The sequence below is a fragment of the Streptomyces aureus genome, assembly GCF_001418135.1.
GTDB classification, from domain to species: domain Bacteria; phylum Actinomycetota; class Actinomycetes; order Streptomycetales; family Streptomycetaceae; genus Streptomyces; species Streptomyces aureus_A.
This window is the reverse complement of record NZ_LIPQ01000100.1, coordinates 1-24,679: the sequence shown is the minus strand read 5'-3', so window position 1 is coordinate 24,679 and position 24,679 is coordinate 1. Positions and strand designations below refer to the sequence as shown.

The following is a 24,679-nucleotide window of genomic DNA, read 5'->3' as shown; positions in this document are numbered from 1 at the left end:
GGGGCGAGTGGTCAGACCAGCTCGTAGCCGGCCTCGTCGACGGCGGCGCGGACGGCCTCCTCGTCGAGCGGGGCGGCGGAGACGACGGTCACCCGACCCGTGGAGGCGACGGCCGTCACCGACGAGACGCCGGGAAGCCCGGAGATCTCGCTCGACACCGCGCCCTCGCAGTGGCCGCAGGTCATGCCCTTGACCTGGTAGACGGTGGTGAGGTCGGTCTTCGTCTCTGCGGTCATGGCGTTCTCCTCGTGGGGGTCAGGGCCGTACCTCGGCATTTTATACCCCTAGGGGGTATAAAATCCAGTCGAGTCCGGCCGTGCCGCGCTCCCGGCCCCCCGCCGGAGCCCATGATAAACAGCCGATATGTCGCATTCGGGGACCACGCTCATCCTGATCATGGCGATCGCCGTCCTGGCGCCGCTGCTCGCCCACGGAGCCGGGCGATGGCTCCCCGTCCCCCTCGTCATCTTCGAGATCCTGCTCGGCATCCTCATCGGCCCCGACGTCCTGGACTGGGCGCGCCCCGGCGCGCTGATCGACGGGCTCTCGGAGCTCGGCCTCGCCATGCTGATCTTCCTCGCGGGGTACGAGATCGAGTTCGGCAAGGTCCGCGGCGACACTCTCCGGCGGTCCGTCCGGGCCTGGCTGATCGCCCTCGCGCTCGGACTGGCCACCGGTGTCCTGCTCGGCGGCGGATACACCAAGGGCGTCTTCATCGGTGTCGCGCTGACCAGCACCGCGCTCGGCACCGTCCTGCCCGTGCTCCGGGACTCGGGCGACCTCCACGGGCGGTTCGGCTCGGTCGTCATGGCGTTCGGCGCGGTGGGTGAGTTCGGCCCGATCATCGCGATGGCCCTGCTGCTCAGCGGGCGCGGCGCGGCCGAGTCGACCGCGCTGCTCGCGGTCTTCGCGGCGCTCACCGCCGGGGCGGTGTTCTGGGCGCTGCGGCCGCGCCCGCCGTGGTTCTCCCGGATCATCGCCAAGACCCTGCACACCAGCGGTCAGTTCGCGGTCCGGTTCGTCTTCCTGCTGCTCGCCCTGATGCTGGGCGCGTCGCAGGCCCTCGGACTCGACATCCTGCTCGGTGCCTTCGCGGCCGGACTCGTCACCCGGCTCGTCCTGGCCGGGGCCGCGCCCGAGTCGGGGCCGCAGATCCTGGAGAAGATCGAGGGTGTCGGGTTCGGCTTCCTCGTGCCGGTCTTCTTCGTCGTCACCGGGATCGAGTTCGACCTCGCCTCGCTCCTCGACGGCGGCCGCTCCCTGCTCCTGCTGCCGGTCTTCCTGCTGCTGTTCCTTGCGGTGCGCGGCGGGCCGATCTGGTTCCTCGCCCCGCGCGACCTCGACCGCAGGGACCGGGGCGGGCTCGTGCTGTACGGCTCGACCGCGCTGCCGCTCGTCGTCGCCATCACGACCATCGGCGTGGACGACAAGGCGATGACGGCCGGCGAGGCGGCGGCGCTCGTCGGGGCAGGCATGGTCTCCGTGCTCGTCTTCCCGCTGGTCGCACTGAAGTCGCGGTCGGGGACGAAGAGCCTTCCGGCCGAGCGGATCAGCGGCTCGGAGTCGTGGTGACCGGACGCTCGACCGAGGGGGACTGAACCGAGGGGGACTCGGTCACGGGGGGCTCGACCAAGGGGGAGAGGTAGCGCAGGAGGAGCGTCTTCAGCTCCGCGATCGTGGCGTCCCGCTCGGCCCCCTCCGGCGCGGCGAGGACGAGGTCCAGGCCCCCCTTGAAGGCGGCGAAGGTCATGCCCGCCGTCCGGAGGCGGTCCTCGGCGGGCAGCGTGGGTGCGTAGTGGGCGATCACCTCCTGCACGCGGGTGAGCAGGGTCGCGTGCAGTTCGTCGTGCTCCTCCGCGATCCGGCCGGGGACCTCGGAGCCGTGCATCAGGGCGAGGAAGGCCGGGTTGGCGCAGTTGAACTCGATCAGCGGGTCGACGACGGCGTCCAGCAGTCCGGGCAGCGGCAGGGCGAGGTTCTCCGGGGTGAACGCCTGGCCGTGGGCCTCGCGCATCTGGTGCAGCAGGCGCTCGCCCAGCTCGATCGCGATGGCTTCCTTGTTGGGGAAGTACTGGTAGAGCGTGCCGGGCGAGACATGGGCCTCGCGGGCGATCGCGTTGGTGCTGGAGGCCGTGTAGCCGTTCGCGCAGAAGACGTTCGCGGCGGCCTGGAGCAGCTGCGCGATACGGCGCTCGCCCCGCGCCTGACGGCGGCGCGGCTTCGGTTCTTCGGACATGGCTGTCCCCAGCTCTCCTCACACGTTTGACAAACGCGAGAGGTCGCTCGCATTCTTGAGAAACGCGAGTGATCACTCGTGTTTGCCAGTCTATGGCAATGGGCGACCCATGTGACCTGCCGGGAAGCGAGCACAGGGGTCAGGTGAAGGGGACACCTCGTCATGGCCGAAGTCAAGAAATCAGCGCCCGGCGGGGCCGGATCCAGCGGGCCCCCAGCGGGTGGCGGCCGATCGCCGAAGGGCGAGGGGACGAGCGGCTGGACGCGGTTCGTGACCGTCCGGCCGCGCCTGACCCTGCTCGTCGCCCTCGTCCTCACCGCCCTCGCGGTCCTGGCCGGCGGCGGGGTCGCCGACCGGATGGGCAGCGGCGGCTGGGAGGACCCGGCCGCCGAGTCCACGTACGCGACCGAGGCCCTCGGGCGCCAGTTCCCCGGCTCCCAGCCCAATCTGCTCCTGCTCGTCGACGCCGGAGCGGCCGGCGCCGACGCGCCCGCGGTCGCCGCCGAGGCCCGCCGGCTCGCCGAGCGGCTCGACGCCGAGCCGGGCGTCGACGGCGTCGGCTCCTACTGGTCCACCGGCTCGCCCGCCCTCCGCTCCGAGGACGGCCGCAAGGCCGTGATAGCCGCCCGGATCGCCGGCGAGGAGAAGGACGCGGCCGCGGTCCTCGACCGGATCGCCCCCGAGTACCGGGGCACCCACGGCCCCGTCGAGGTCTCCCTCGGCGGCGGACTCGCCGTGCGCCACGAGATGCAGACGGTCATCCAGGAGGACCTGCTGCGGGCCGAGCTCATCGCCCTGCCCCTCACCCTGATCCTGCTCGTCATGGTCTTCGGCAGCGCCGTCGCCGCCCTGCTGCCGCTCGGCGTCGGCATCGTCGCCATCCTCGGCACCAACGCCGTCCTGCGCGGCATCACCGAGTTCACCGACGTCTCCGTCTTCGCGCAGAACCTGACGACGGCCCTCGGCCTCGGACTCGCCATCGACTACGCCCTGTTCGTCGTCCGCCGCTACCGCGAGGAGCTCGCCACCGGGGCCGACTCGTACACCGCCGTCCGCACCACCCTGCGCACCGCCGGGCGGACCGTGCTCTTCTCCGCCCTGACCGTCGCCGTCTCGCTCGCCGCGATGCTGGTCTTCCCGCAGTACTTCCTGCGCTCCTTCGCGTACGCCGGGATCGCCGTGGTCCTGCTCGCCGCGACCGCGGCCCTCACCCTGCTCCCGGCGGCCCTCGTGCTGCTCGGCGACCGGGTCAACGCGCTCGACCTGCGGCGCCTCCTCCGGCGCGGCCGGGCGCCGGGCGCGGCCCCCGCCGGGGACGGCGAGGGCACGGGCTGGGGGCGGGCCGCCACGCTCGTGATGCGCCGGGCGCCGGTCTTCGCCGTCCTCACCACCGCCGGACTCGTCCTCCTCGGACTGCCCTTCCTGGGAGTGAGGTTCGGCACCGCCGACGACCGTCAGCTCCCCGTCACCGCCGCCTCCCGGGTCGTCCAGGACGAGCTGCGGCACGGCTTCCCCGGCGACCCCGGCGGCACCCTCACCGTCCTCGCCGAGGGCGAGGCCACCCCGGCGCAGTACGCGGCCTTCCGGGACCGGATCGGCGCACTCGACGGTGTGGTCCGGGCCGACGGGCCGGTGACCGCCGCCGGCGGCCACGCCTACTTCACCGTCGTCCCCGAGGGCGAGACCGTCGGCGACGGGGCCCAGCGGACCGTGGCCGAACTGCGCGCCGCACCCGCCCCGTTCGATACCTCCGTCACCGGACAGGCGGCCGTCCTCGTCGATTCCAAGGACGCCCTCGCCGAGCGGCTGCCCTGGGCGGCGGCGATCATCGTGCTCGTCACCCTGCTCCTGGTCTTCCTGCTCACCGGCAGCGTCCTCATCCCCGTCCAGGCCGTCGTCCTCAACGCGCTCAGCCTCACGGCGATGTTCGGCGCGGTGGTCTGGGTCTTCCAGGACGGGCACCTCGCGGGACTCCTGGGGTTCACCCCCACCGGGGACATCGAGACCACCCTGCCGGTGCTCATGTTCTGCGTGGCCTTCGGACTCTCCATGGACTACGGGGTGTTCCTGCTCTCCCGCATCAAGGAGGAGTACGACCGCACCGGCGACCACGAGCACTCCGTCCGCTTCGGCCTGCGCCGCACCGGCGGCCTCATCACCGCGGCCGCCGTGATCCTCGCCGTCGTCATGGTCGCCATCGGCACCTCCCGCGTCACCAACACCAAGATGCTCGGCCTCGGCGTCGCCCTCGCCGTCCTCATGGACGCCATGGTGGTCCGCAGCCTCCTCGTCCCCTCCGTGATGAAGCTGACCGGCCGCCTCACCTGGTGGGCCCCCGGCCCGCTGCGGCGCTTCCACGACCGCTTCGGCATCAGCGAGTCGGACACGCCCGCGCCGGCGCCGGACGGGGGCGCGATGGCCGAGGAGCGCAGGGAGATGACCCCGCTCCACCGGTGACAGGCCCTCGTGACAGGCCTTCATGACAGGCCTTCGTGACACTCCTTGGTGAGGCGCCTCCTCGCACGCCTTCGGGACACGCGCAGGGCCGGGCCCGGGATCACCGGGTCCGGCCCTGCGGGTGGAGAGAAGGGGCGGTACGTCAGGTCAGTCGCGGCGGCCCCGGTTGCCGGGGCGGCTGGCGACCCAGGCGCGGATCGTGTCCGCGTACCAGTAGGGCTTGCCCGACGCCACCTGGTCGGGGGCCGGCAGCAGTCCGTGCTTCCGGTACGAGCGGACCGTGTCGGGCTGCACCCGGATGTGTGCGGCGATGTCCTTGTACGACCAGAGCGTTCTGTCCGTCATGCCTGGTACCTCCCTGCGCGCCACGCAGCGGCGGCGGGGGTGCCGTTCGGGGGCGCTGCGGGCATGCGATGGCGATCACTGATCCATTGCCCCCTGCAACGACCCCGTCAGGCAGGAGGAGAACGCCTGTCGAGGGCCTGTGACGGAAAGCCCGCGTAACGGAGATATGCGTGACGACGAAGTGACGTGTGTGACGAAAGCGCGGCATCGGGGCCTCGGTGTGTCCGCGTGCGGTGCCCCTGGCCGGAGGGATATACGCCGGTCGCGCGCCGATCACACGCCGCAGGAGCGGAGATAGCGCCGGGTGCGGAGCGCGATCGGGTACGGGACGTCCGGCTCGCAGGGGTACATGTCCTGCTCGACGATCGCGAACAGGTCCACGTCCAGGGCCGCGGCGGCCGCGAGCACCGGTTCCAGGGCGGGCACCCCGGACGGCGGCTCGCACATCACCCCGCGCGCCACCGCCGGCCCGAACGGCACGCCCTCGGCCACCACACCCGCCAGGATCTCCGGGTCGACCTGCTTGAGGTGCAGGTAGCCGATCCGCTCGCCGTACGCCTCGATCAGTTTCACGCTGTCCCCGCCGGCGTACGCGTAGTGCCCGGTGTCCAGACAGAGCGAGACCGCCTCCGGGTCGGTCGCGTCCAGGAACCGCGTCACGCTCTCCTCGTCGTCCAGGTGGGTGTCGGCATGCGGATGGACGACGATCCGCAGCCCGTACCGCTCGCGCACCTCCCGGCCGAGCCGCTCGGTGAGCCCCGTCAGGTCCCGCCACTGCGCGGCGGTGAGCGTCCGGTCCTCCAGGACCTCGCCCGTCCGGTCGTCCCGCCAGAACGACGGGATGACGACCAGATGGCCCGCGCCCACCGCCTGCGCCAGGGCCGCGTTCTCGGCGACGTGCGCCCAGGTCCGGTCCCAGACGTCCGGGCCGTGGTGCAGGCCGGTGAAGACCGTCCCCGCCGAGACCCGCAGCCCGCGCCGCGCGGTCTCCTCCGTCAGGACGGCCGGGTCGGTGGGCAGATAGCCGTACGGGCCGAGCTCGATCCACTCGTAGCCCGAGCCGGACACCTCGTCCAGGAAGCGCTGCCACGGCACCTGCCGGGGATCGTCGGGGAACCACACCCCCCAGGAGTCCGGGGCGGAGCCGATCCGGATACGGGACGGGGAAGGGGACGGGGGGGAGGGCGGCTGCGGTGACGGCGTCGTCATGCCTGCCACCTTGACCGGGGCCCGCGAGCAGCGTCAAGGAGGCCGCTCCGGCCCGCACGGGCCCGCACGGTCGTCAGAATGTCCGGACATATCGTTGACACGCCTCCCGGCGGACGGCTAGACCTGGGTGCGGAAGCCGGACGCGAGAGGTGGCGCGGGTGGAGTCGGAGCCGTACGACCTGATCACCATGGGGCGCCTCGGCGTGGACCTGTACCCGCTCCAGACCGGGGTCGGGCTCGACCGGGTCGACACCTTCGCCAAATTCCTCGGCGGCTCCCCGGCGAACGTCGCCGTCGCCGCCGCCCGGCTCGGCCTGCGCACCGCACTCGTCTCCCGCACCGGCGCCGACCCCTTCGGCACCTATCTGCGCCGCGAGCTGAAGGGCTTCGGGGTGGACGACCGCTGGGTGACCGAGGTGGACGCGTACCCCACCCCCGTCACCTTCTGCGCCCTCTTCCCGCCCGACGACTTCCCCCTCACCTTCTACCGCCGCCCCAAGGCCCCCGACCTGGAGATCCACCCCCACGAGCTGGACCTCGACGCGATCCGCGCCGCCCAGGTCCTCTGGGCGACCGGCACGGGCCTCTGCGCCCAGCCGAGCCGCACCGCGACCCTGGAGGCCCTGCGGGCCAGGTCCGGGCGGGAGGTGACGGTGCTCGACCTGGACTGGCGGCCGATGTTCTGGACGGACCCGGCGGCCGCCCGCCCGTACTACGCCGAGGCGCTGCGGCACGCGACCGTCGTCGTCGGCAACGTCGACGAGTGCGAGGTCGCGACGGGGGAGCGCGAGCCGTACGCGGCCGCCCGCGCACTGCTCGCCGCCGGAGGGGACACCGGCCTCCGGCTCGCCGTCGTCAAACGGGGCCCCGGGGGCGTCCTCGCGCTCGCCGCCGACGGGACGAGCGCCGAGGTGCCGCCGCTTCCGGTGGACGTGGTCAACGGCCTCGGTGCGGGCGACGCGTTCGGCGGAGCGCTCGTCCACGGACTGCTCGCCGGCCGGGACCTGGAGTCCGCCCTGCGCCACGCCAACGCCGCCGGCGCGATCGTCGCGGGCCGCCTCGCCTGCTCGTCCGCCATGCCGTACGCCGCCGAGATCGCCGAGGCACTCGCGACAGGCTCCGGAACCCTGGCGGAAAACGGGTAGGGGTGAGTCATGAGCACCCGTCACCCCCCGTCCCTCCACCTCCCCGCCGGAACCGCCGCCCGAGGCCCGTACCGGCTCGACATCGACCCCGGGCGGGCCGGCTGGACGTACTCCGCCCTCCGGGTCCTCACCCTCGGACCGGGCGGGATCCACTCCTTCGAGAGCGGGGATTCCGAATGGGTCGTGCTTCCCCTCTCCGGTGCCTGTAGCGTGCGCGTCGACGGAGAGATCCTCGAACTCCAGGGCCGCACGGGCGTGTTCGACGGAGTGTCCGACTTCGCCTATGTACCGCGCGACGCCCACGCCCAGATCGCCTCCGGTGCGGGAGGCCGCTTCGCTTTGGCAGGAGCGAAGTGCGAGCGACGACTCCCCGCCCGCTACGGCCCCGCGCCGGAGGTTCCCGTCGAGACCCGCGGCAGCGGCAACCGCGCCCGCCAGGTACGGAACTTCGCCTCGGCGGACGCCTTCGCCTGCGACCGGCTCATCGCCGTCGAGGTCGTCACGCCCGGCGGCAACTGGTCCTCGTACCCGCCGCACAAGCACGACGAGCACCGCCCCGGCACCGAGTCCGTCCTCGAAGAGATCTACTACTACGAGATCGACGGCCCGGGCGCCCTCGCCTACCAGCGGATCTCCCCCTCCCGGCCCGGCGGCGCCGAGCTCCTCGCCGAGGTCCGGGACGGTGACGCCGTCCTCGTGCCCGACGGCTGGCACGGCCCGTCGATCGCCCAGCCCGGACACCCGCTGTACTACCTGAACGTCATGGCCGGCCCCGGCTCCGAACGGGAGTGGCGGATCTGCTTCCACCCCGACCACACGGAGGGATACGCATGAGCGTCCGGCTCACCGTCGCCCAGGCCCTGGTGCGCTTCCTCGCCGCGCAGTACACCGAACGCGACGGCGTACGACAGCGGCTGATCACCGCGACCTGGGGCATCTTCGGCCACGGCAACGTCGCCGGCATCGGGCAGGCGCTCGTCGAGTACCCCGACCTCATGCCGTACCACCAGGGACGCAACGAACAGGCCATGGTGCACGCCGCCGTCGGCTACGCCCGCCAGTCCAACCGGCTGCGCACCCACGCCGTCACCACCTCCATCGGCCCCGGCGCCACCAACCTCGTCACCGGTGCCGCCCTCGCCACCGTCAACCGGCTGCCCGTCCTGCTGCTGCCCGGCGACACCTTCGCGGGCCGCCCCGCCGACCCCGTACTCCAGCAGCTCGAAGTGCCGTACGCGGGCGACGTGTCGGTCAACGACTGTCTGCGTCCCGTCTCCCGATACTTCGACCGCGTCGGGCGCCCCGAGGCCCTCGTCCCGGCCGCGCTCGCCGCCGTGCGGGTCCTCGCCGACCCCGTGGAGACCGGAGCGGTGACCCTGGCGCTGCCCCAGGACGTGCAGGCGGAGGCGTACGACTGGCCGGAGGAGTTCTTCGCCGACCGGATCTGGCGGGTCCGCCGCCCCCGCCCCGACACCACCGAACTCGACGCCGCCGTACGGGCGGTGAAGGCGTCGAAACGTCCGCTGGTCATCGCGGGCGGAGGCGTCCGGCACAGCCGCGCCGAGGACGCCCTGCGGACCTTCGCCGAACGGACCGGCATCCCCGTCGCCACCACCCAGGCCGGCAAGGGCGTCCTGCCGTACGACCACCCCGCCGAGACCGGCGGCATCGGCCACACCGGCAGCTCCACCGCCAACGCCCTCGCCCGCACCAGCGACCTGATCATCGGCGTCGGCACCCGCTACACCGACTTCACCACCGCCTCCGGCACCCTCTTCCCCGACGGCACCCGCTTCCTCAACCTCAACATCGCCGCCTTCGACGCCCACAAACAGGGCGCGCTCCCGCTGGTCGCCGACGCCCGCGAGGGCCTCACCGCCCTCGCCGAGGCGCTCGGCGACCACCGCCAGGACATGGTCCAGTGGATCTTCGCCAAGGCGCACTGGGAGGAACAGGTCGACGCCGCGTACGCCGTCCCCGACGAGGACGCCCGCCCCACCCAGGCCCAGGTCCTCGGCGTACTCGACACTCTGGTCGACGGCAGCGACATCCTGATCAACGCCGCCGGCTCGCTCCCCGGCGACCTGCACAAGCTGTGGCGGACCCGGTCCCGCGACCAGTACCACGTCGAATACGGCTACTCGTGCATGGGCTACGAGATCCCCGCAGCCCTCGGCGTCGCCCTCGCCGCCCCCGGCCGGCCGGTCTGGGCCCTCGTCGGCGACGGTACGTACCTGATGAATCCCACCGAGATCGTCACCGCCGTCCAGGAGGGACTGCCCATCAAGGTCGTCATCCTCCAGAACCACGGCTACGCCTCCATCGGCGGCCTCTCGGAGGCCGTCGGCGCCGAGCGGTTCGGCACCGACTACCGCCACCGGGACCCGTTCGGCGGCTTCACCGGCCCGCCGCTCCCCGTCGACCTCGGCGCCAACGCCGCCTCCCTCGGCATGCGGGTGCTGCGCCCCCGTACCGTGCGTGACCTGCGGGAAGCCTTCGCGGACGCGCGGACCGCGACCGTTCCCACATGTGTCTACGTCGAGACCGAAACGCCAGACACTGTGTCGGGCCCGCCCCCGGCCCAGGCATGGTGGGATGTGCCCGTGGCCGAGACCTCGACCCGCCCGTCGGCGGTCAAGGCCCGGGAGGAGTACGACCGGCACGTCACCGCCCGACGCCGCCATCTCTGAAGGAGCATTTCGTCATGACGAACACCGTCAAGACCGTCAACCACTGGATCGGTGGCAAGACCGTCGAGGGCACGTCGGGCAACTGGGGCCCGGTCACCGACCCGGCCACCGGCGCCGTGACCACGAAGGTCGCGCTCGCCTCCGTCGAGGAGGTCGACGCCGCCGTCGCCGCCGCCAAGGACGCCTGGGCGACCTGGGGCACCTCCTCGCTCGCCCAGCGCACCACCATCCTCTTCAAGTTCCGCGCGCTCCTCGACGCCAACCGCGACGCCATCGCCGAGCTGATCGTCGCCGAGCACGGCAAGGTCCACTCCGACGCCCTCGGCGAGGTCGCCCGCGGCCTGGAGATCGTCGACCTGGCCTGCGGCATCACCACCCAGCTCAAGGGCGAGCTCTCCACCCAGGTGTCGAACCGGGTGGACGTGGCGTCCATCCGCCAGCCCGTCGGCGTCGTCGCCGGCATCACGCCCTTCAACTTCCCGGCCATGGTGCCGATGTGGATGTTCCCCATCGCCATCGCGACCGGCAACACCTTCATCCTCAAGCCGAGCGAGAAGGACCCGTCGCCGTCCCTCAAGATCGCCGAGCTGCTCGCCGAGGCGGGCCTCCCGGACGGTGTCTTCAACGTCCTGCACGGCGACAAGGTGGCCGTGGACCGCCTCCTGGAGCACCCGGACGTCTCCGCGATCTCCTTCGTCGGCTCGACCCCGATCGCCCGGTACATCCACACCACCGCCTCCGCCAACGGCAAGCGCGTCCAGGCGCTCGGCGGCGCGAAGAACCACATGCTGGTCCTCCCCGACGCCGACCTCGACGCGGCGGCCGACGCGGCCGTCTCCGCGGCGTACGGCTCCGCCGGCGAGCGCTGCATGGCCATCTCGGCCGTCGTGGCCGTCGGCTCCATCGGCGACGAGCTGGTCCAGAAGATCCGCGAGCGCGCCGAGAAGATCAAGATCGGCCCCGGCACCGACCCGACCTCCGAGATGGGCCCGCTCATCACGGCCGTCCACCGCGACAAGGTCGCCTCCTACGTCCACGGTGCCGCGGACGAGGGCTGCGAGGTCGTCCTCGACGGCACCGGCTACACCGTCGAGGGCCACGAGGACGGCCACTGGATCGGCCTCTCCCTCCTGGACCACGTGCCGACCACGGCCAAGGCCTACCAGGACGAGATCTTCGGCCCGGTGCTCTGCGTGCTGCGCACCGAGACGTACGACGAGGGCCTCGCCCTCATCAACGCCTCGCCGTTCGGCAACGGCACCGCGATCTTCACCCGGGACGGCGGCGCCGCCCGCCGCTTCCAGCTGGAGGTCGAGGCGGGCATGGTCGGCGTGAACGTGCCGATCCCGGTGCCGGTCGGCTACCACTCCTTCGGCGGCTGGAAGGACTCGCTCTTCGGCGACCACCACATCTACGGCAACGACGGCGTGCACTTCTACACCCGCGGCAAGGTCGTCACCACCCGCTGGCCGGACCCGTCCGACGCGCCGGCGGGCGTGGACCTGGGCTTCCCGCGCAACCACTGACGCGGGCGGTCCGCGGCGACGGCCCCCGGGGTGCTGACAGCACACCCCGGGGGCCGTCGGCCGTCCCCGGCCTCATCGGTTCTCGGTGAGGTTCAGGTCACCGCGGTCCTCGGCGAAGGTCCGGTCAGCGGTCCTCGGCGAGGGTCAGGTCACCGCGGTCCTCAGTGAGGTCCGGTCATCGGTTCTCGGTGAAGGTCCAGCCAAGCATCGAGAACACCCCCTCGTCCGCCGAGCCCGCCGACCGGTACGTGGCGAGCGCGGGATCGTTGTCCGTGTCCACGCCCACCCACGCGCCCCGACAGCCCCGCTCCCGGGCCTCCGCGAGGAGCGCCTCCGTCAGGGCCCGCCCCACCCCGCGCCTCCGGTGGCCCTCGTCCACGGACAGCTCGTAGAGGCACATCTCCGCGCCCTTGTCGGGGTGCAGCATCTCGATCCCGGAGACGAACCCGGCCGGGAATCCGTCCCCGGTGTACGCGATCAGCATCAGATGGCCCGGTGCCGCCAGGAAGCGCGCCGCCCAGTCCTCCCGGGGCGGGTCGTCGTACAGGTGTCCCGCCGCCAGCAGCTCCGCCACCGTCGCCGCCCGCCGGATCTCCATGCCGCCTCCGAGTGTTCACGTGCCCGCGTACCGCGCCTGCGGTACGCGGACCGTACTGCGTACGACCGGAGGAGGTGCGGTACTTCCGTCTCCGGGCAGCCGTGGCGCACAGGCGGCCCGCTTAGGCTCGAACCATGCGACTCCGAATTCCCCGGTGGGCCGCGGTCACCGCCGTCTTCGCCGTCCTCGCGGGTGCCGGCACCTGGACCGCCGTCGCCTCGGACGATCCGCCGCCCGTGCACCGGGCGGACCGGATGCTCGACCTCGACGGCACCCGTATCGACACCTCGTACTTCACCGGCGACGCCGAGGGACGCCGGCCGGCCGTCCTCCTCGGCCACGGCTTCGGCGGCTCCAAGGACGACGTCCGCGCCCAGGCCGAGCAGCTGGCCCGGGACGGCTACGCCGTCCTCACCTGGTCCGCGCGCGGTTTCGGGGCCTCCAGCGGCGAGATCGGGCTCAACGATCCCGACCACGAGGTCAAGGACGCCCGCAAGCTGATCGACTGGCTCGCCGCCCGGCCCGAGGTCCTCCTCGACAAGCCGGGCGACCCGCGCGTCGGCGTCACCGGCGCCTCCTACGGCGGCGCGATCTCCCTGCTCGCCGCCGGACACGACGGACGCGTCGACGCCATCGCCCCGCAGATCACGTACTGGAACCTCGCCGACGCCCTCTTCCCGGACGGTGTCTTCAAGAAGCTCTGGGCCGGGATCTTCTTCTCCGCGGGGAACCAGCCCGGAGCCGCCTCCGCGGCCGCACCGGGAGAGGCCACCGCAGGGAAGGCCACCACGGGGACGGCCCCCGCGGGCACGGCCCCCACGGCGAAGACGGCGGCCTGCGGCCGGTTCACCCCCGAGCTCTGCTCCCTCTACGAGCGCGTCGCCGTCTCCGGGAAGCCTGATGCCGCCGCCCGCACCCTCCTCGAAGCCCGCAGCCCCTCAGCCGTCGGCTCCCGGATCAAGGTGCCCGCGCTGCTCGTCCAGGGCCAGTCCGACTCGCTCTTCACCCTGGCCCAGTCCGACGCGATGGCCCGCACCCTCACCGCCAACGGCGCCCCCGTCGCCGTCGACTGGATCTCCGGCGGCCACGACGGCGGCGACCGCGAGACCGAGCGCGTCGAACGACGGATCAGCACCTGGTTCGACCGCTGGCTGAAGAAGGACACCTCCGTCGACACCGGCCCCTCCTTCCGCGTCAGCCGTACCGGCGGCGTCGACTCCACCGACGGGCAGGCCACCCTGCGCGCCGCGACCGACGACCGCTACCCCGGTCTCACCGCGGGCGCCACCGACATCCCGCTCGCCGGACCGGCGCAGACCTTCGCGAACCCCGCGGGCGCCGCACCGCCCGCCGTCTCGGCCGTCCCCGGCCTCGGCGGCGGAGTCGCCGGACTATCCTCCCTCGGCGTCGGCCTCTCCCTCGACTTCCCCGGTCAGCACGCCCGGTTCGACGCGAAGCCGCAGGACGAGCCGCTCCGGATCACCGGCACCCCGACCGTCCGCGTCAAGGTCACCTCCACCGCCACCGACGGTTCCGCCGTCCTCTTCGCCAAGGTGTACGACGTCGGACCCGACGGCCGGCAGCAGGTGCTGCCCGCCCAGCTCGTCGCCCCCGTCCGCGTCGACGGCGCCCAGGCCGGGAAGAGCGTCACGCTCACCCTGCCCGCGATCGACCACGAGGTGGAGGCCGGACACCGGCTCCGGCTCGTCGTCGCCGCCACCGACCTCGGCTACGCCTCCCCGACCGTCCCCGCCGGCTACACCGTCGCCGTCGACGGCCCGCTCACCGTCCCCACCGCCCCCGGCCTCGACACCCAGGCCGCCGCCCTGCCCTGGTGGGTCTGGGGCCTGCCGCTCCTCGGCCTCGCCGCCGCGGCCGCGCTGCTGCTCACCGCCCGCCGCCGCACCGCCGCCCCCTCGCCCGACCCCGGACTGGCCGCCGTACCGCTCCAGATCACCGGGCTCTCCAAGAAGTACAAGGGCGGCGACCGGTACAGCGTCAAGGACCTCACCTTCCGCGTCGAGCAGGGCCAGGTCCTCGGACTCCTCGGACCCAACGGCGCCGGAAAGACCACCACCCTGCGCATGCTGATGGGTCTGATCACCCCCGACGAGGGCGAGATCCGGGTCTTCGGCCAGGCCATCCGGCCCGGCGCCCCGGTCCTCTCCCGCGTCGGCTCCTTCGTCGAGGGCGCCGGCTTCCTGCCGCACCTCAACGGCCGGGAGAACCTGGACCTGTACTGGAGGGCCACCGGCCGCCCCGCCCAGGACGCCCATGTCGACGAGGCCCTGCGCATCGCCAACCTGGGCAACGCCCTCGACCGCGCTGTCCGCACCTACTCGCAGGGCATGCGGCAGCGCCTCGCCCTCGCCCAGGCCATGCTCGGCCTGCCGGACCTGCTGATCCTGGACGAGCCCACCAACGGACTCGACCCGCCGCAGATCCGCGAGATGCGCGAGGTGATGATCCGGTACGCGGCCGGCGGCCGTACCGTCATCGTCTCCAGCCACCTTCTCGCCGAGGTCGAGCAGTCCTGCACCCACCTCGTCGTCATGGACCGGGGACAGCTCGTGCAGGCCGGACCGGTCGCCGAGATCACCGGCTCCGGCGACACCCTGCTCGTCACCCTCGGGGAGGCCGTCCCCGACGCCCTCGTCGAAAAGGTCGGCGCCCTCCCGGGCGTCGCCACCGCGACCCGGACCGACGGCGGCATCCTCGTCCGCCTCGACACCCTCGACCCGACCGCCCTCATCGGCGAACTCGTCGGCCTGGACGTGCCGCTGACCGGCGTCGGACCGCACCGGCGCCTCGAAGACGCGTTCCTGACCCTGATCGGAGGAGGAGCCGCATGAGCCCGCTGCTCGACACCCCCACGGCTCCCGCGGCGCCCGTGGAGTCCGCCCCCGGCTACCGCGCCGGACGCACCCTGCCGCTGCGCGTCGAGGCCGTGCGCCAGTGGAAGCGCCGCCGCACCCTGATCATGGGCGGCATCCTGGTCGCCCTGCCCTTCGTCCTGCTGATCGCCTTCGCGATCGGCGGCGACCAGGACGGCGGCCGCAACGGCCGCATCACCCTGATGGACACGGCGACCGCCTCCGGCGCCAACTTCGCCGCGACCAGCCTCTTCGTCTCGGCCGGGTTCCTCCTCGTCGTCCCGGTCGCGCTGTTCTGCGGGGACACCGTCGCCTCCGAGGCGAGCTGGTCCTCCCTGCGCTACCTCCTGGCCGCGCCCGTGCCCCGGTCCCGGCTCCTCGCCTCCAAACTGACGGTCGCCCTCGCCTACAGCGCGGCCGCGATGATCCTGCTGCCGCTCGTCGCCCTGGCCGTGGGCACGGTCGCCTACGGCTGGGGACCGCTCCAGCTGCCCACCGGCGGCGCGGTGCCCGCCGGGGACGCGGTGCTCCGCATCGGCATCGCCGTCGCCTTCGTCTTCGCCTCCCAACTGGTCACCGCGGGCCTGGCCTTCTGGCTCTCCACCCGCACCGACGCCCCGCTCGGCGCGGTCGGCGGAGCCGTCGGCCTGACGATCGTCGGCAACGTCCTGGACGCCGTCACGGCGCTCGGCGACTGGCGCGAGTACCTGCCCGCGCACTGGCAGTTCGCCTGGATCGACGCGCTCCAGCCGCAGCTGGAGTGGGGCGGCATGGTGAAGGGCACGGCGATCTCACTGACGTACGCCCTCGTCCTCTTCGCGCTCGCCTTCCGCGGCTTCGCCCGCAAGGACATCGTGTCGTAGGCCCCGACCGGCGACTCCCGACCGGCACCGGTCACCGGCACTCCCGAACGGCAGTCCCAGCCGGGGCCCTGGGGGGTGTCCTGCCGATCAGGCCGGGCTCGCGGCGTGATCGACAAGGCACCCCCTGGCGTCTTCCGCTCACAGCCACCCCCTTCGAGCCGCTTCCGCGCCCGCGCGGAAGCGGCTCGTCGTGCCGAGGGCGGCCATCAGCTCGCCCACCCGTCGGCTGTACGTCCGCGCGGACATGCCGAGCCGGGCCGCCGCCGTCTCGTCCGTGACCCCCGACAACAGGGCGTCGAGCACCGGACGCAGCTGTGGCGGAAGATCACACGACGGTCGCGGGGACGGCGGCGCGTACGTCAACTCCTCGGCCGTCGCCCAGCAGGCGTGATGCGCCCGGGCGAGGGCCTGCACCACCACCGGGTCGCGGATCAGCAACAGCCCGTTGTAGAGCAGCTCCAGGTCGAGCGGGACCGCGGCCACCGTCCGGTCGACGACGATCATCTTGAACGGGATGGCCTCCGCGAGCCGGGCCCGGCCGGGGATCCGGAGCCCGCCCTCAAGGTGTGGCAGCGCGTGCCGCGGCACGATCCGCCGGACCTCGCCGGCCCGCTCCGCCGCCGCCCGCATGCACGCCTCCGCCAGCTCCAGGAACGGCTCGGGGATCGCGCAGCCCGCCGACGCGACCGGGTCGTCGAAGGTCAGCAACTCGTACCGCGTGGAAGCGGCCAGCCCGGCGAGCGCCGCGCTGATGCGCCGCGCACCCCGGACCGGGCGCCCCGCGGGCCGCTGTCCCTCGGTCGCGGCCCGGTTCATCGCCGAACGGGCGAGCATCACGGAGCCCGCGCTCTCTGCCACCGCTGACCACCCCCGCCCGATCGATGTCCACTCCATGTACGCATGCGACTGCACACGGTGACAACCCCTGTTGAAAAGGATGGCGAATCCATGCCATGCGTCGCCCCCCGGGGCGCCGTTGCCGCATCGAGATCCATCCGCAACCCCTTCGACTGCTCCCAGCGGGCCTCTCGTTCGTCACATTCACAAGTGGCTTACCAAGAGGGGGAGATGACATGGGACGACAGGACAAGACGGCGGCAGGACGCCGCCGGGCCCGGTTCTCGGCCACCGTCGCGGCTCTGCTGGCGGCCGGACTGGCCGTCGGAGGCTGCGGCGCCGGCGGCGAACGGAGCAGCGCCGACCGGGCGAAGGGGGAGGGCGGCCGCACCGCCCCGGCGGCCCCCGACGGGGGAGCGGGCACCGTGAACCCCGAGGGGTCCGAGGGCGCCGCGGAGGACCGGCGGCCGTCCTCCGCGCCCGCCGCCGACTACCTCTCCACGTTCGCCCTGGACGTGGACACCGCCTCGTACGGCTACGCCCGCCGCACCCTCGCCGAGGGGAGCCTGCCCGACCCGGCGACCGTGCGGCCCGAGGAGTTCGTCAACAGCTTCCGTCCCGACTACCCGCGTCCGGAGGACAACGGCTTCAGCGTGACCCTCGACGGGGCCCGCGCCGGTCAGGACGGCTGGTCCCTGGTCCGGGTCGGCCTCGCCACGCGCGCGGCGGACCGGAGCGGTGAACGTCCGCCCGCCGCCCTCACCTTCGTCGTCGACGTCTCCGGCTCGATGGCCGAGCCGGGCAGGCTCGACCTGGTCAAGGAGTCGCTCGGACTGCTCGCCGACGAGCTCCGCGACGACGACTCGATCGGCCTCGTCACCTTCAGCGACCAGGCCGAGACCCGGCTGCCGCTGACCCGGGTGGGCGATGCCCGCGGCCGGATCCGCGAGGTGGTGGACTCCCTCACGACGAGCGCCTCGACCAATCTCGAGGCGGGCGTCCGCACCGGCTACGACGTGGCCGTCGAAGGCCACCGCGCGGGCGCCACCAACCGGGTCGTGCTGCTCTCCGACGCCCTCGCCAACACCGGCGCCACCGAGGCCGGGACGATCCTGGAGCGCATCGACGCGGAGCGGAAGCGGTACGGGATCACCCTCTTCGGCGTCGGTGTGGGCAGCGACTACGGCGACGCGCTCATGGAGCGGCTCGCCGACCGGGGCGACGGCCAGACCACGTACGTGTCCGACTCCGCGCAGGCCCGCAAGGTCTTCGTCGACCAGCTGCCCGCCCATGTCGAGCTGCGCGCGCGGGACGCCAAGGCGCAGGTCTCCTTCGACCGGCGGACCGTCGAGAAGTTCCGGCTGATCGGCTACGAGAACCGTGAGGTCGCCGACGAGGACTTCCGGAACGACCGGGTCGACGGCGGCGAGGTCGGGGCCGGTCACACGGTCACCGCGCTGTACGCGGTCAGGACCAGGGCCGGTGCGACCGGCCCGGTGGCCACCGCCACCGTCCGCTGGCTCGACCCGGCCACGCGCGCGCCCCACGAGCGTTCCGGCTCGGTCGGCACGGCCGCCCTCACCGGTGACCTCTGGGCCGGCGGCCACGACAGTCTGCAACTGACGGCGATCACCGCCTACTTCGCGGACGCCCTGCGGGGCGGCGACCTGCCGGGCGCCCCGGGTCTTCCGGCGCTGGCGGAGCGCGCCGAGTCGATCGCCGGCCGGTCGGGTTCGGCGGTGGTGCGGGAGCTGGCGGAGGCCGTACGGCAGGCCGACGGACTCCTCGGGCCGGGCGACGGGCCCACTCACGAGGGTGAGTTGAAATCCGGCGACCCGTACAGCTGACGCGTGGGGCGGGCAGCGGGTGAGAATGGCCGCATGGCTTCCCTGCTGCTCGCCCTCGCCATCGGATGCACCGGCCTGTACGCCGGTTTCATGCTGATCTTCCAGACCGGGATCATGCCCGCGCTCGCCCGTCTGACGGACGCCGAGTTCGTCACCGCGATGCGCCGGATCAACGAAGCCGTCCCGCGGGGCGTGTTCCTGATCGTCTTCCTCGGGGTGGTCGCCTTCCCCGTCGCCGCGTTCTTCGTCCCCGTCGACGGCCGGACGGACACCCAGAAGTGGCTCGTGCTCGCGGGGCTCGTGTGCGCGGCGCTCAACCACGCGGTCACCATCGGCGGCAACATCCCGCTCAACAACGCGCTGGCCGCGTCGGAGGCCACGGGTGAGGAGCCGTCGGCCGTCCGGTCCGCCTTCGAGAAGCGCTGGAACGGTTTCCACCGTGTCCGTACGCCCCTGATCGTCGTCGCCTTCGGCCTGCTGACCGCCGCCGCCGTCGTCTAGGCCCTGTCGCCGAACTCCCGACTGCCCCGCGCCCCCGGCCCGTCGGACAGCCCGACGGGCCGCTCGGCCGACCGACCCCGGAGCCGCCGACCGCGAAACCGTACCCGGCGGACGGTTTCTGGCGTGAACTCGTGCGTGTCGGCCTCTTCAACATCCACAAGAGTCCCGCGAAAGCGTACCTACGAGTCCGGAAACAGTCTTCGGGTGTGCGTTGGTCTGCGCCAGTGACGAAAATCCTACGCCCTTATACCCCCCCAAAGGGGGTGAATCACCCTGATATCCCGGGTTGGGTTTCCATACCCTCCGGTTTCTTATTGACATGCCTACGGGGGTCTTTTCTAATCATCGAGAGTCATCCCGCGCGCTGACACCGCACAGGCATGGAGGGGGCAAGGTGGACGTCCGGATTCTGGGGGGACTGTCGGTACGTGAGCACGGGGTGTCGATCACGCCGACAGCCGCCGCGCCCCGGCAGCTCCTCGCCCTGCTCACGGCCAGCGCCGACCAGGTCGTTCCCGTGACGGTGCTCACCGAGGAGCTGTGGCCGTCCGGTGCACCGCGCGGCGCACGCGCCGAACTCCAGTCCCACATAGCCGAGTTGCGCACCCTCATCACCGGAGCGCTGCGCGGCGCCCCGTCGGCCGAGCCCGGACCGGGCTGGTCCGACCGGCGCACCGCCGACGCGATCCTCGTCTCCCAGCCGGGCGGCTACCGGCTCGACACCGGCGGCGGCACCAACGACGTCCGGCAGTTCGAGCGGGCGGCCGGCGCCGGATACCGCGCCATGGAGGCCGGCGACCTCGCCCGCGCCGCGCTCCGCCTCGGCGAGGCACTCGCCCTGTGGCGCGGCGAGCCCTACGCGGGCGTCGCCGCGGGACCCCGCCTCCGCAGAGAGGTCGAGCGCCTCGAAACCTCGCGGCTCAGCGTCCTCGACCAGTGGGTGGAAGCCCAGTTGGGCCTCGGCCGTCACGCCGAACTCGTCTCCGAACTCTCCGGACTCGTCGCCCGCTACCGCACCAACGAGCCGCTCCACGCCCACTACATGGTGGCCCTGCTGCGCTGCGGCCAGCACGACGAGGCCCTCACCGTGTACGAGCGGCTGCGCGCGGCCCTCAGAGGGGAGACCGGCATGGAGCCCTCGGCGCGGCTGCGCCGCCTCCAGCGCTCGGTCCTCGCCGTACGGAACACCGAGGCCCGCCCCCTCTACGCGCCCCGCATCCCGGCCCAGTTCAGCCCCGCGCGCGCCCGGCTCGTACCGGCGGGATCCGTGGGCTGACCGCCCGGCGCGGCCCGGAACGAGGCTGCCCGATCGACACGACAGCCCCCCGGAGAATGGCCGGCCTGACCAGCCGGACACCTCCCGGGGGTCCTCACCGGGAACGAAGTGCGGGAACTCACCGTTGACCGACTCCCGAAGCCGAATTAGTTTCGGCGAGCAGTACGGGTTTCCTCCCAGGTGCCCGATTTCGTTCGACAACGGGGGACGGGGCCATGACCTTGCACGGCGCGGACGGAGCCGGTGGTGCCGACGCGCTGCTCACGGTCCTCGAACTGCTGGCCCGGCAGGCCCCGCCCGCCCGCTTCGACACCCTCCTCGACGAGGCCCGGCTCACCGGACTCGGAGGAGCGGAACTCGACCGCCTCGAACGGGCCGTCGCACTCGCCGGCGAGGTGAACGCCGGACGCGGACAGGAGGCGCGCCGCGAGGCCGGACTCGCCGCGCTCACCGACACCGCCCGCGACCTCACCCTGTCGTACGACCTCGACAGCCTGCTGCGCGTCATCACCCGCCGGGCCCGCCGACTCCTCGGCCTCGACCTGGCGTACGTGACCCTGCGCGGGGCGCACGGAGCCTGCTACGTCCACACCACCGAGGGCTCCCGCACCGGACAGGCCGGCGGCCCGAGGATCGCCCCCGGCCTGAGGATCGCCGAGGGGTACGGGCTCGGTGGCGCCGTCCAGTCGCACGGCGAGGCCGTGTGGACCGCCGACTACCTCGCCGACGAACGCTTCGCCCCCTCCGGCTCCCTCGACGCCGGCGTCCACGCGCCCGCCTTCGACGAGGTCGCCGAAGCGGCCCTGCGCGCCGAGGACCTGCACGCGATCATGGCCGCGCCGCTGCGCAGCGGCGACACCGTCATCGGCGTCCTGCACGGGGCCGACCGGCGGGTCCGCCACCACACCGGCGAGGAGATCGGGCTCCTCACCGCGCTCGCCGACCTCGCCGCACTCGCCGTCGAGAAGGCCGGACTCCTCGACCGGACCCGGGCCGAGGTGTCCGAACTCGAACGGGACAGCTCCCGGGTCCGCACCAGCCTCACCCGGATGCGGCACGTCAGCGAGGCACACGGCCGGATCATGAACCTCGTGCTCGCCGGCGGGGACCTGGGCAGTGTGGCCAAGGCCGCCGCCGACGCCCTCGACGCGACGGTGATGATCCGCGACCAGGGCGGCCGCTGCCTCGCCACCGCCGGGGACATACCCGGCCTCGTCGAGGAGGCCGTCGCCAAGGCCTCGCTCGACGCGCACGCCCGCCGCCGCCCCGTCCTCGCCGACGACGACACCTGGGTCGCCCCCGTCATCGCCGGCTCCGAAGACCTCGGCGGCCTCGTCATCCGCGCCGCCGGCGGCCTCACCGGCGAGGACGAGCGGCTCCTCGAACTCGCCGCCCAGTCCGTCGCCTTCCTCCTCCTCATGCGACGCTCCACCGCCGTCGCCGAGGGACCCGTCCGCGACGAACTCCTCGACGACCTCATCGCCGACCCGCCGCACGCGCCCCAGCAGATCGCCCAGCGCGCCCGCCGCCTCGGCGTCGACCTGCGCAGGCCGCACGTCCTCGTGCTCGCCCGGCCGGAGGGCGGCGAACAGGGCAGGGCCGTGGTGTGGGCGTCCTCGTACGCGTACCGCCTCAGTGGTCTGAAGACCGTGCAGGGCGGCTGCATCGTGCTGCTGCTCCCCGGCATCGACGCGTCGGCCGCCGCACGGGCCGTCGCCGACGAACTGTCCCCGCTGCTCGGCCACCCCGTCTCCGTCGCCGCCGCCGGACCCGGGCAGAGCCCGGACGGCGTCGCCCGGATGCACCAGGAGGCCGGACGCTGCCTGGACGCGATGAGCGCTCTCGGCGGCACCGGCTCGGCGGCGTCCGTGCAGGACCTGGGCTTCCTCGGGCTGCTGCTCTCCGACGACAACGACGTCGACGGCTTCGTCGAGGCGGCGATCGGACCCGTACTCGACTACGACGCCGAGCGGTTCACCGACCTCACCCACACCCTGGAGGCGTACTTCGCCTCCGGCGGCAGCCCGACCAACGCGGCCGAGGCGCTCCACGTCCACCCCAACACGGTCTCGCGCCGGCTGGAACGGATCGGTGAACTCCTCGGCCCCGAATGGCAGAAGCCCGGCCAGGTCCTGGAGGTCCAGCTGGCGCTGCGCCTCCAGCGGACCCGGGAGGTCCTGGCCAGGGGCCGCGCCACGGCGGACCCGGGCCGACAGCCGCCGGGTCCGCCGGAGCGGAGCGTCTGATCCCCCCCACGGAGGACGGGTGACCGCCCGCGCGGCTCAGCTCGCCGTCCGCGCCGTCCGTCCCGATCCGTAGCCGGAGCCGTAGGACGCCTCCCAGTCGGTGGCGGCCATGACCGTCGCCGCGTGGGCCGCCGAGGCCAGCGTGATGTGCCGGTGCCAGCCGCGGAACGAGCGGCCCACGAAGTCCCGCAGCCCCGCCCCCTCGCCGACCTCCACGAAGTCCCGCTCCACCCGGCGGGCCAGCTTCGTCAGCCGCAGCAGGGAGCCGACCGGCGAACCGGTCAGATCGCTGATCCACACCCGGGCCGGGGGCCGCCGGGGGTCGTCCCACTCGCCGAGCAGCACCAGCGGGCGCATCCGCTCGCCGCCCGGCGTGGGCAGCGCCACCCGTACCGCCGTGGCCAGCGAGGTGCGCGAGGTCCGCGCGCCGGCCACCGTGTCCACCCAGCTCACCGGCCTGCGCAGGCCCTTGAGCGACTCCAGGATCTGGAGTGCCGACAGCGGGCCGGCCCCGAAACCGGGCAGCGAACGGTCGGCGATCGCCAGCCGGGAACCCGGACCGATCCGGGCCACGACCGGCACGCCCGCACCGGCGAGCCGGGTCAGGGCCGCCCGACCCGCGCCGCCCCGGATGTCGAGCAGCACCGGCTTGCGGGTCACGTCCGACCAGCGGGCCGTGTCGAGCGCCGCCGCGACGGCGCACTCCTCCAGGGTCTCCTCGCCGGCCTCCTGGGGAACCTCCGCGCGGTCGCGCCGCGTGCGGTCGTTCACCCAGGGGTCCGGCAGGAACAGACGCCAGTTGACGGGAACGCTCAGCTCGTCGCTGGCGAACCACACACCGAACGCCTGCTGGCCGTGGAAGACCTGCCCGCGCTCCGGGTCGAAGCGCCGGTCCACACCCACCGAGTGCTCCCCGGCCTTCGGTATCGGCATCGGCCGCACCACCCAGGCCTGCGGGCAGCTGTTCCGCTCCAGGTACCGGGCGAGCGCCGCCCGCATCGGCTGCCAGTCCCAGGTGGAGCTGGACACGAAGTGGTGCAGGCTCTGCTCGGCGGCGGGACCGCCTATCTGAGCGGCGATGTTACGGATGGACTTGCGGCCCTGCGCGGTGAGCAGGCCGTGCAGATACTGCTCGGCCTTCAGACGCTGGTCCCGGCGCGGGAAGCCGGAGAACAGCGCGGCACACAGCTCGGCGTAGACGTCCTCGCGCGAGCCGGGCGCGCCGACGGACCTGACGACGTCCAGGGGAACGGCCGGCGGAACGGACCCGGTCACGGCCCTGCGCTTGGTTGCGACGGATGTACTCACGACACTCCTGCCCGAAGGTTGCGCAGCTCCCTCCCGCTGCCCCACCACCGTCGCCCGACACGGCCTCCGGCGGCGAGGTGTACCCGGCACCCGAATCGGCCGTCGGATGGTGACCGGACCACCTCCCCACGTGTCGTCGCAGGTCGGAGGCGTGTCCAAGGGCTCTCACGGCCCACCGCCGGAGGCCGGTCGGCCCCTCGCCACGGCCCTCCGGAACACCCCGAGGGGGATCTGACAGACTCGCCGGCCCGGCTTTGACCCGTCGCACGGCGTGGCCGGACCATCGCAGAGCGAGGCTGCACGGGCCGGACCCCGGTTAATGCCCCAGGCCGGGGGCCGTGCCTGTGCGCCTCGCCTTGATCCGTCCCTCGTAGGCTTGAGGCCATGGGACTGCGCGCGGAACTGCCGGTCGTCGGGGTGGTGGCCGCCGGCGGCGCCCTCGGAGCGTCCGCCCGCTACGGCGCGGGGCTGCTCCGGCCGACCCCGGAAGGCGCCTTCCCGTGGACGACGTTCACGGTGAACGTCGTCGGGTGCGCGCTCCTCGGCGCGCTGATGGTCCTGGTGACGGAGCGGCCGACCGAGTGGTCGACCGCACCCCCGCACCCGCTCCTCCGGCCCTTTCTCGGCACCGGGTTCTGCGGCGGGTTCACCACCTTCTCGACGTACAGCCTCGAAACCCAGCGGCTGCTGAGCGCCGGGGACCCGGCGCTCAGCAGCCGCTG

At 73.1% G+C, this 24,679-nt stretch carries 20 protein-coding genes; 13 read left to right on the top strand and 7 right to left on the bottom strand.

Annotated features, from left to right (window positions below; translation table 11 throughout):
* Positions 1-11 precede the first annotated feature (11 nt).
* Complete coding sequence (locus tag AOK00_RS10465; protein ID WP_055600032.1) at positions 12-236, bottom strand: heavy-metal-associated domain-containing protein; 225 nt, start codon at positions 234-236, stop codon at positions 12-14.
* Between the two features lie 127 nt (positions 237-363).
* Here AOK00_RS10465 and AOK00_RS10460 point away from each other — a divergent pair, with 127 nt between their 5' ends.
* Positions 364-1,572, top strand: a complete 1,209-nt coding sequence (locus AOK00_RS10460; protein WP_055600031.1) for a cation:proton antiporter — start codon at positions 364-366, stop codon at positions 1,570-1,572.
* On the opposite strand, the gene AOK00_RS10455 is transcribed toward AOK00_RS10460, so the two are convergent.
* Positions 1,550-2,236: a TetR/AcrR family transcriptional regulator gene (locus AOK00_RS10455; protein ID WP_055600030.1), complete on the bottom strand. Its 687-nt coding sequence runs from the start codon at positions 2,234-2,236 to the stop codon at positions 1,550-1,552. The two genes, AOK00_RS10460 and AOK00_RS10455, sit on opposite strands and share 23 nt — an antisense overlap.
* Before the next feature lie 162 nt (positions 2,237-2,398).
* On the opposite strand from AOK00_RS10455, the gene AOK00_RS10450 reads away from it, so the two are divergent.
* Positions 2,399-4,693: an MMPL family transporter gene (locus tag AOK00_RS10450; protein ID WP_254047307.1), complete on the top strand. Its 2,295-nt coding sequence runs from the start codon at positions 2,399-2,401 to the stop codon at positions 4,691-4,693.
* Between the two features lie 147 nt (positions 4,694-4,840).
* Here the strand turns inward: AOK00_RS10450 and AOK00_RS10445 are convergent, their stop codons facing one another.
* Positions 4,841-5,038 carry a helix-turn-helix transcriptional regulator gene (locus tag AOK00_RS10445; RefSeq protein WP_055600028.1) on the bottom strand — a complete coding sequence of 66 codons (198 nt, stop codon included), beginning with the start codon at positions 5,036-5,038 and terminating at the stop codon, positions 4,841-4,843.
* 273 nt (positions 5,039-5,311) lie between these two features.
* Positions 5,312-6,247, bottom strand: a complete 936-nt coding sequence (locus AOK00_RS10440; RefSeq protein ID WP_055600027.1) for a sugar phosphate isomerase/epimerase family protein — start codon at positions 6,245-6,247, stop codon at positions 5,312-5,314.
* Between the two features lie 188 nt (positions 6,248-6,435).
* On the opposite strand from AOK00_RS10440, the gene iolC reads away from it, so the two are divergent.
* From iolC to mmsA, 4 genes are read left to right on the top strand one after another with little or no spacing between them, the layout of a single operon-like run.
* Positions 6,436-7,392, top strand: coding sequence for a 5-dehydro-2-deoxygluconokinase (gene iolC / locus AOK00_RS10435; RefSeq protein ID WP_055600041.1), 957 nt, complete (start codon positions 6,436-6,438; stop codon positions 7,390-7,392).
* A 9-nt stretch (positions 7,393-7,401) separates the two neighbouring features.
* Positions 7,402-8,226, top strand: coding sequence for a 5-deoxy-glucuronate isomerase (gene iolB / locus AOK00_RS10430; protein WP_055600026.1), 825 nt, complete (start codon positions 7,402-7,404; stop codon positions 8,224-8,226).
* Positions 8,223-10,082 (top strand): 3D-(3,5/4)-trihydroxycyclohexane-1,2-dione acylhydrolase (decyclizing), encoded by a 1,860-nt coding sequence (iolD, locus tag AOK00_RS10425; RefSeq protein WP_055600025.1) that lies wholly within the window; start codon positions 8,223-8,225, stop codon positions 10,080-10,082. The genes iolB and iolD overlap by 4 nt, the downstream gene beginning before the upstream one ends.
* A 14-nt stretch (positions 10,083-10,096) precedes the next feature.
* A complete protein-coding gene (gene mmsA, locus AOK00_RS10420) occupies positions 10,097-11,608 on the top strand; it encodes a CoA-acylating methylmalonate-semialdehyde dehydrogenase (RefSeq protein WP_055600024.1) in 1,512 nt (503 codons plus the stop codon).
* Between the two features lie 175 nt (positions 11,609-11,783).
* Here the strand turns inward: mmsA and AOK00_RS10415 are convergent, their stop codons facing one another.
* Positions 11,784-12,206 (bottom strand): GNAT family N-acetyltransferase, encoded by a 423-nt coding sequence (locus tag AOK00_RS10415; RefSeq protein WP_055600023.1) that lies wholly within the window; start codon positions 12,204-12,206, stop codon positions 11,784-11,786.
* Positions 12,207-12,340: 134 nt separating this feature from the next.
* Here AOK00_RS10415 and AOK00_RS10410 point away from each other — a divergent pair, with 134 nt between their 5' ends.
* Positions 12,341-15,058 (top strand): CocE/NonD family hydrolase, encoded by a 2,718-nt coding sequence (locus AOK00_RS10410; RefSeq protein WP_055600022.1) that lies wholly within the window; start codon positions 12,341-12,343, stop codon positions 15,056-15,058.
* Positions 15,055-15,942: an ABC transporter permease gene (locus AOK00_RS10405; RefSeq protein ID WP_055600021.1), complete on the top strand. Its 888-nt coding sequence runs from the start codon at positions 15,055-15,057 to the stop codon at positions 15,940-15,942. Before AOK00_RS10410 ends, AOK00_RS10405 begins: the two co-directional genes overlap by 4 nt.
* Before the next feature lie 138 nt (positions 15,943-16,080).
* Here the strand turns inward: AOK00_RS10405 and AOK00_RS10400 are convergent, their stop codons facing one another.
* The gene (locus AOK00_RS10400; RefSeq protein WP_055600040.1) at positions 16,081-16,800 is read right to left on the bottom strand and encodes a helix-turn-helix transcriptional regulator; all 720 of its coding nucleotides are present in this window, start codon (positions 16,798-16,800) and stop codon (positions 16,081-16,083) included.
* A gap of 215 nt (positions 16,801-17,015) precedes the next feature.
* Here AOK00_RS10400 and AOK00_RS10395 point away from each other — a divergent pair, with 215 nt between their 5' ends.
* The 4 genes from AOK00_RS10395 (at position 17,016) to AOK00_RS10380 (ending at position 22,649) form a co-directional block, all read left to right on the top strand.
* Positions 17,016-18,626 (top strand): vWA domain-containing protein, encoded by a 1,611-nt coding sequence (locus AOK00_RS10395; RefSeq protein WP_055600020.1) that lies wholly within the window; start codon positions 17,016-17,018, stop codon positions 18,624-18,626.
* 33 nt (positions 18,627-18,659) lie between these two features.
* Positions 18,660-19,127, top strand: a complete 468-nt coding sequence (locus tag AOK00_RS10390; RefSeq protein WP_055600019.1) for an anthrone oxygenase family protein — start codon at positions 18,660-18,662, stop codon at positions 19,125-19,127.
* A 394-nt stretch (positions 19,128-19,521) separates the two neighbouring features.
* Positions 19,522-20,403 carry an AfsR/SARP family transcriptional regulator gene (locus tag AOK00_RS10385; protein ID WP_055600018.1) on the top strand — a complete coding sequence of 294 codons (882 nt, stop codon included), beginning with the start codon at positions 19,522-19,524 and terminating at the stop codon, positions 20,401-20,403.
* Between the two features lie 215 nt (positions 20,404-20,618).
* Positions 20,619-22,649, top strand: a complete 2,031-nt coding sequence (locus AOK00_RS10380) for a helix-turn-helix domain-containing protein (RefSeq protein WP_055600017.1) — start codon at positions 20,619-20,621, stop codon at positions 22,647-22,649.
* 36 nt (positions 22,650-22,685) lie between these two features.
* Here AOK00_RS10380 and AOK00_RS10375 read toward each other — a convergent pair whose 3' ends face one another.
* The gene (locus tag AOK00_RS10375; RefSeq protein WP_037639756.1) at positions 22,686-23,957 is read right to left on the bottom strand and encodes an IS701 family transposase; all 1,272 of its coding nucleotides are present in this window, start codon (positions 23,955-23,957) and stop codon (positions 22,686-22,688) included.
* Positions 23,958-24,341: 384 nt separating this feature from the next.
* Between AOK00_RS10375 and AOK00_RS10370 the strand changes: the two genes are divergently transcribed.
* A partial coding sequence (locus AOK00_RS10370) for a FluC/FEX family fluoride channel (RefSeq protein WP_055600016.1) occupies positions 24,342-24,679 on the top strand: 338 nt, incomplete at its 3' end.

Excerpts from the sequence above, each read along its gene's own strand:
- AOK00_RS10465 (WP_055600032.1), bottom strand. The coding sequence starts at position 236 with ATGACCGCAGAGACGAAGACCGACCTCACCACCGTCTACCAGGTCAAG.
- AOK00_RS10460 (WP_055600031.1), top strand. The coding sequence starts at position 364 with ATGTCGCATTCGGGGACCACGCTCATCCTGATCATGGCGATCGCCGTC.
- AOK00_RS10455 (WP_055600030.1), bottom strand. The coding sequence starts at position 2,236 with ATGTCCGAAGAACCGAAGCCGCGCCGCCGTCAGGCGCGGGGCGAGCGC.
- AOK00_RS10450 (WP_254047307.1), top strand. The coding sequence starts at position 2,399 with ATGGCCGAAGTCAAGAAATCAGCGCCCGGCGGGGCCGGATCCAGCGGG.
- AOK00_RS10445 (WP_055600028.1), bottom strand. The coding sequence starts at position 5,038 with ATGACGGACAGAACGCTCTGGTCGTACAAGGACATCGCCGCACACATC.
- AOK00_RS10440 (WP_055600027.1), bottom strand. The coding sequence starts at position 6,247 with ATGACGACGCCGTCACCGCAGCCGCCCTCCCCCCCGTCCCCTTCCCCG.
- iolC (WP_055600041.1), top strand. The coding sequence starts at position 6,436 with ATGGGGCGCCTCGGCGTGGACCTGTACCCGCTCCAGACCGGGGTCGGG.
- iolB (WP_055600026.1), top strand. The coding sequence starts at position 7,402 with ATGAGCACCCGTCACCCCCCGTCCCTCCACCTCCCCGCCGGAACCGCC.
- iolD (WP_055600025.1), top strand. The coding sequence starts at position 8,223 with ATGAGCGTCCGGCTCACCGTCGCCCAGGCCCTGGTGCGCTTCCTCGCC.
- mmsA (WP_055600024.1), top strand. The coding sequence starts at position 10,097 with ATGACGAACACCGTCAAGACCGTCAACCACTGGATCGGTGGCAAGACC.
- AOK00_RS10415 (WP_055600023.1), bottom strand. The coding sequence starts at position 12,206 with ATGGAGATCCGGCGGGCGGCGACGGTGGCGGAGCTGCTGGCGGCGGGA.
- AOK00_RS10410 (WP_055600022.1), top strand. The coding sequence starts at position 12,341 with ATGCGACTCCGAATTCCCCGGTGGGCCGCGGTCACCGCCGTCTTCGCC.
- AOK00_RS10405 (WP_055600021.1), top strand. The coding sequence starts at position 15,055 with ATGAGCCCGCTGCTCGACACCCCCACGGCTCCCGCGGCGCCCGTGGAG.
- AOK00_RS10395 (WP_055600020.1), top strand. The coding sequence starts at position 17,016 with ATGGGACGACAGGACAAGACGGCGGCAGGACGCCGCCGGGCCCGGTTC.
- AOK00_RS10390 (WP_055600019.1), top strand. The coding sequence starts at position 18,660 with ATGGCTTCCCTGCTGCTCGCCCTCGCCATCGGATGCACCGGCCTGTAC.
- AOK00_RS10380 (WP_055600017.1), top strand. The coding sequence starts at position 20,619 with ATGACCTTGCACGGCGCGGACGGAGCCGGTGGTGCCGACGCGCTGCTC.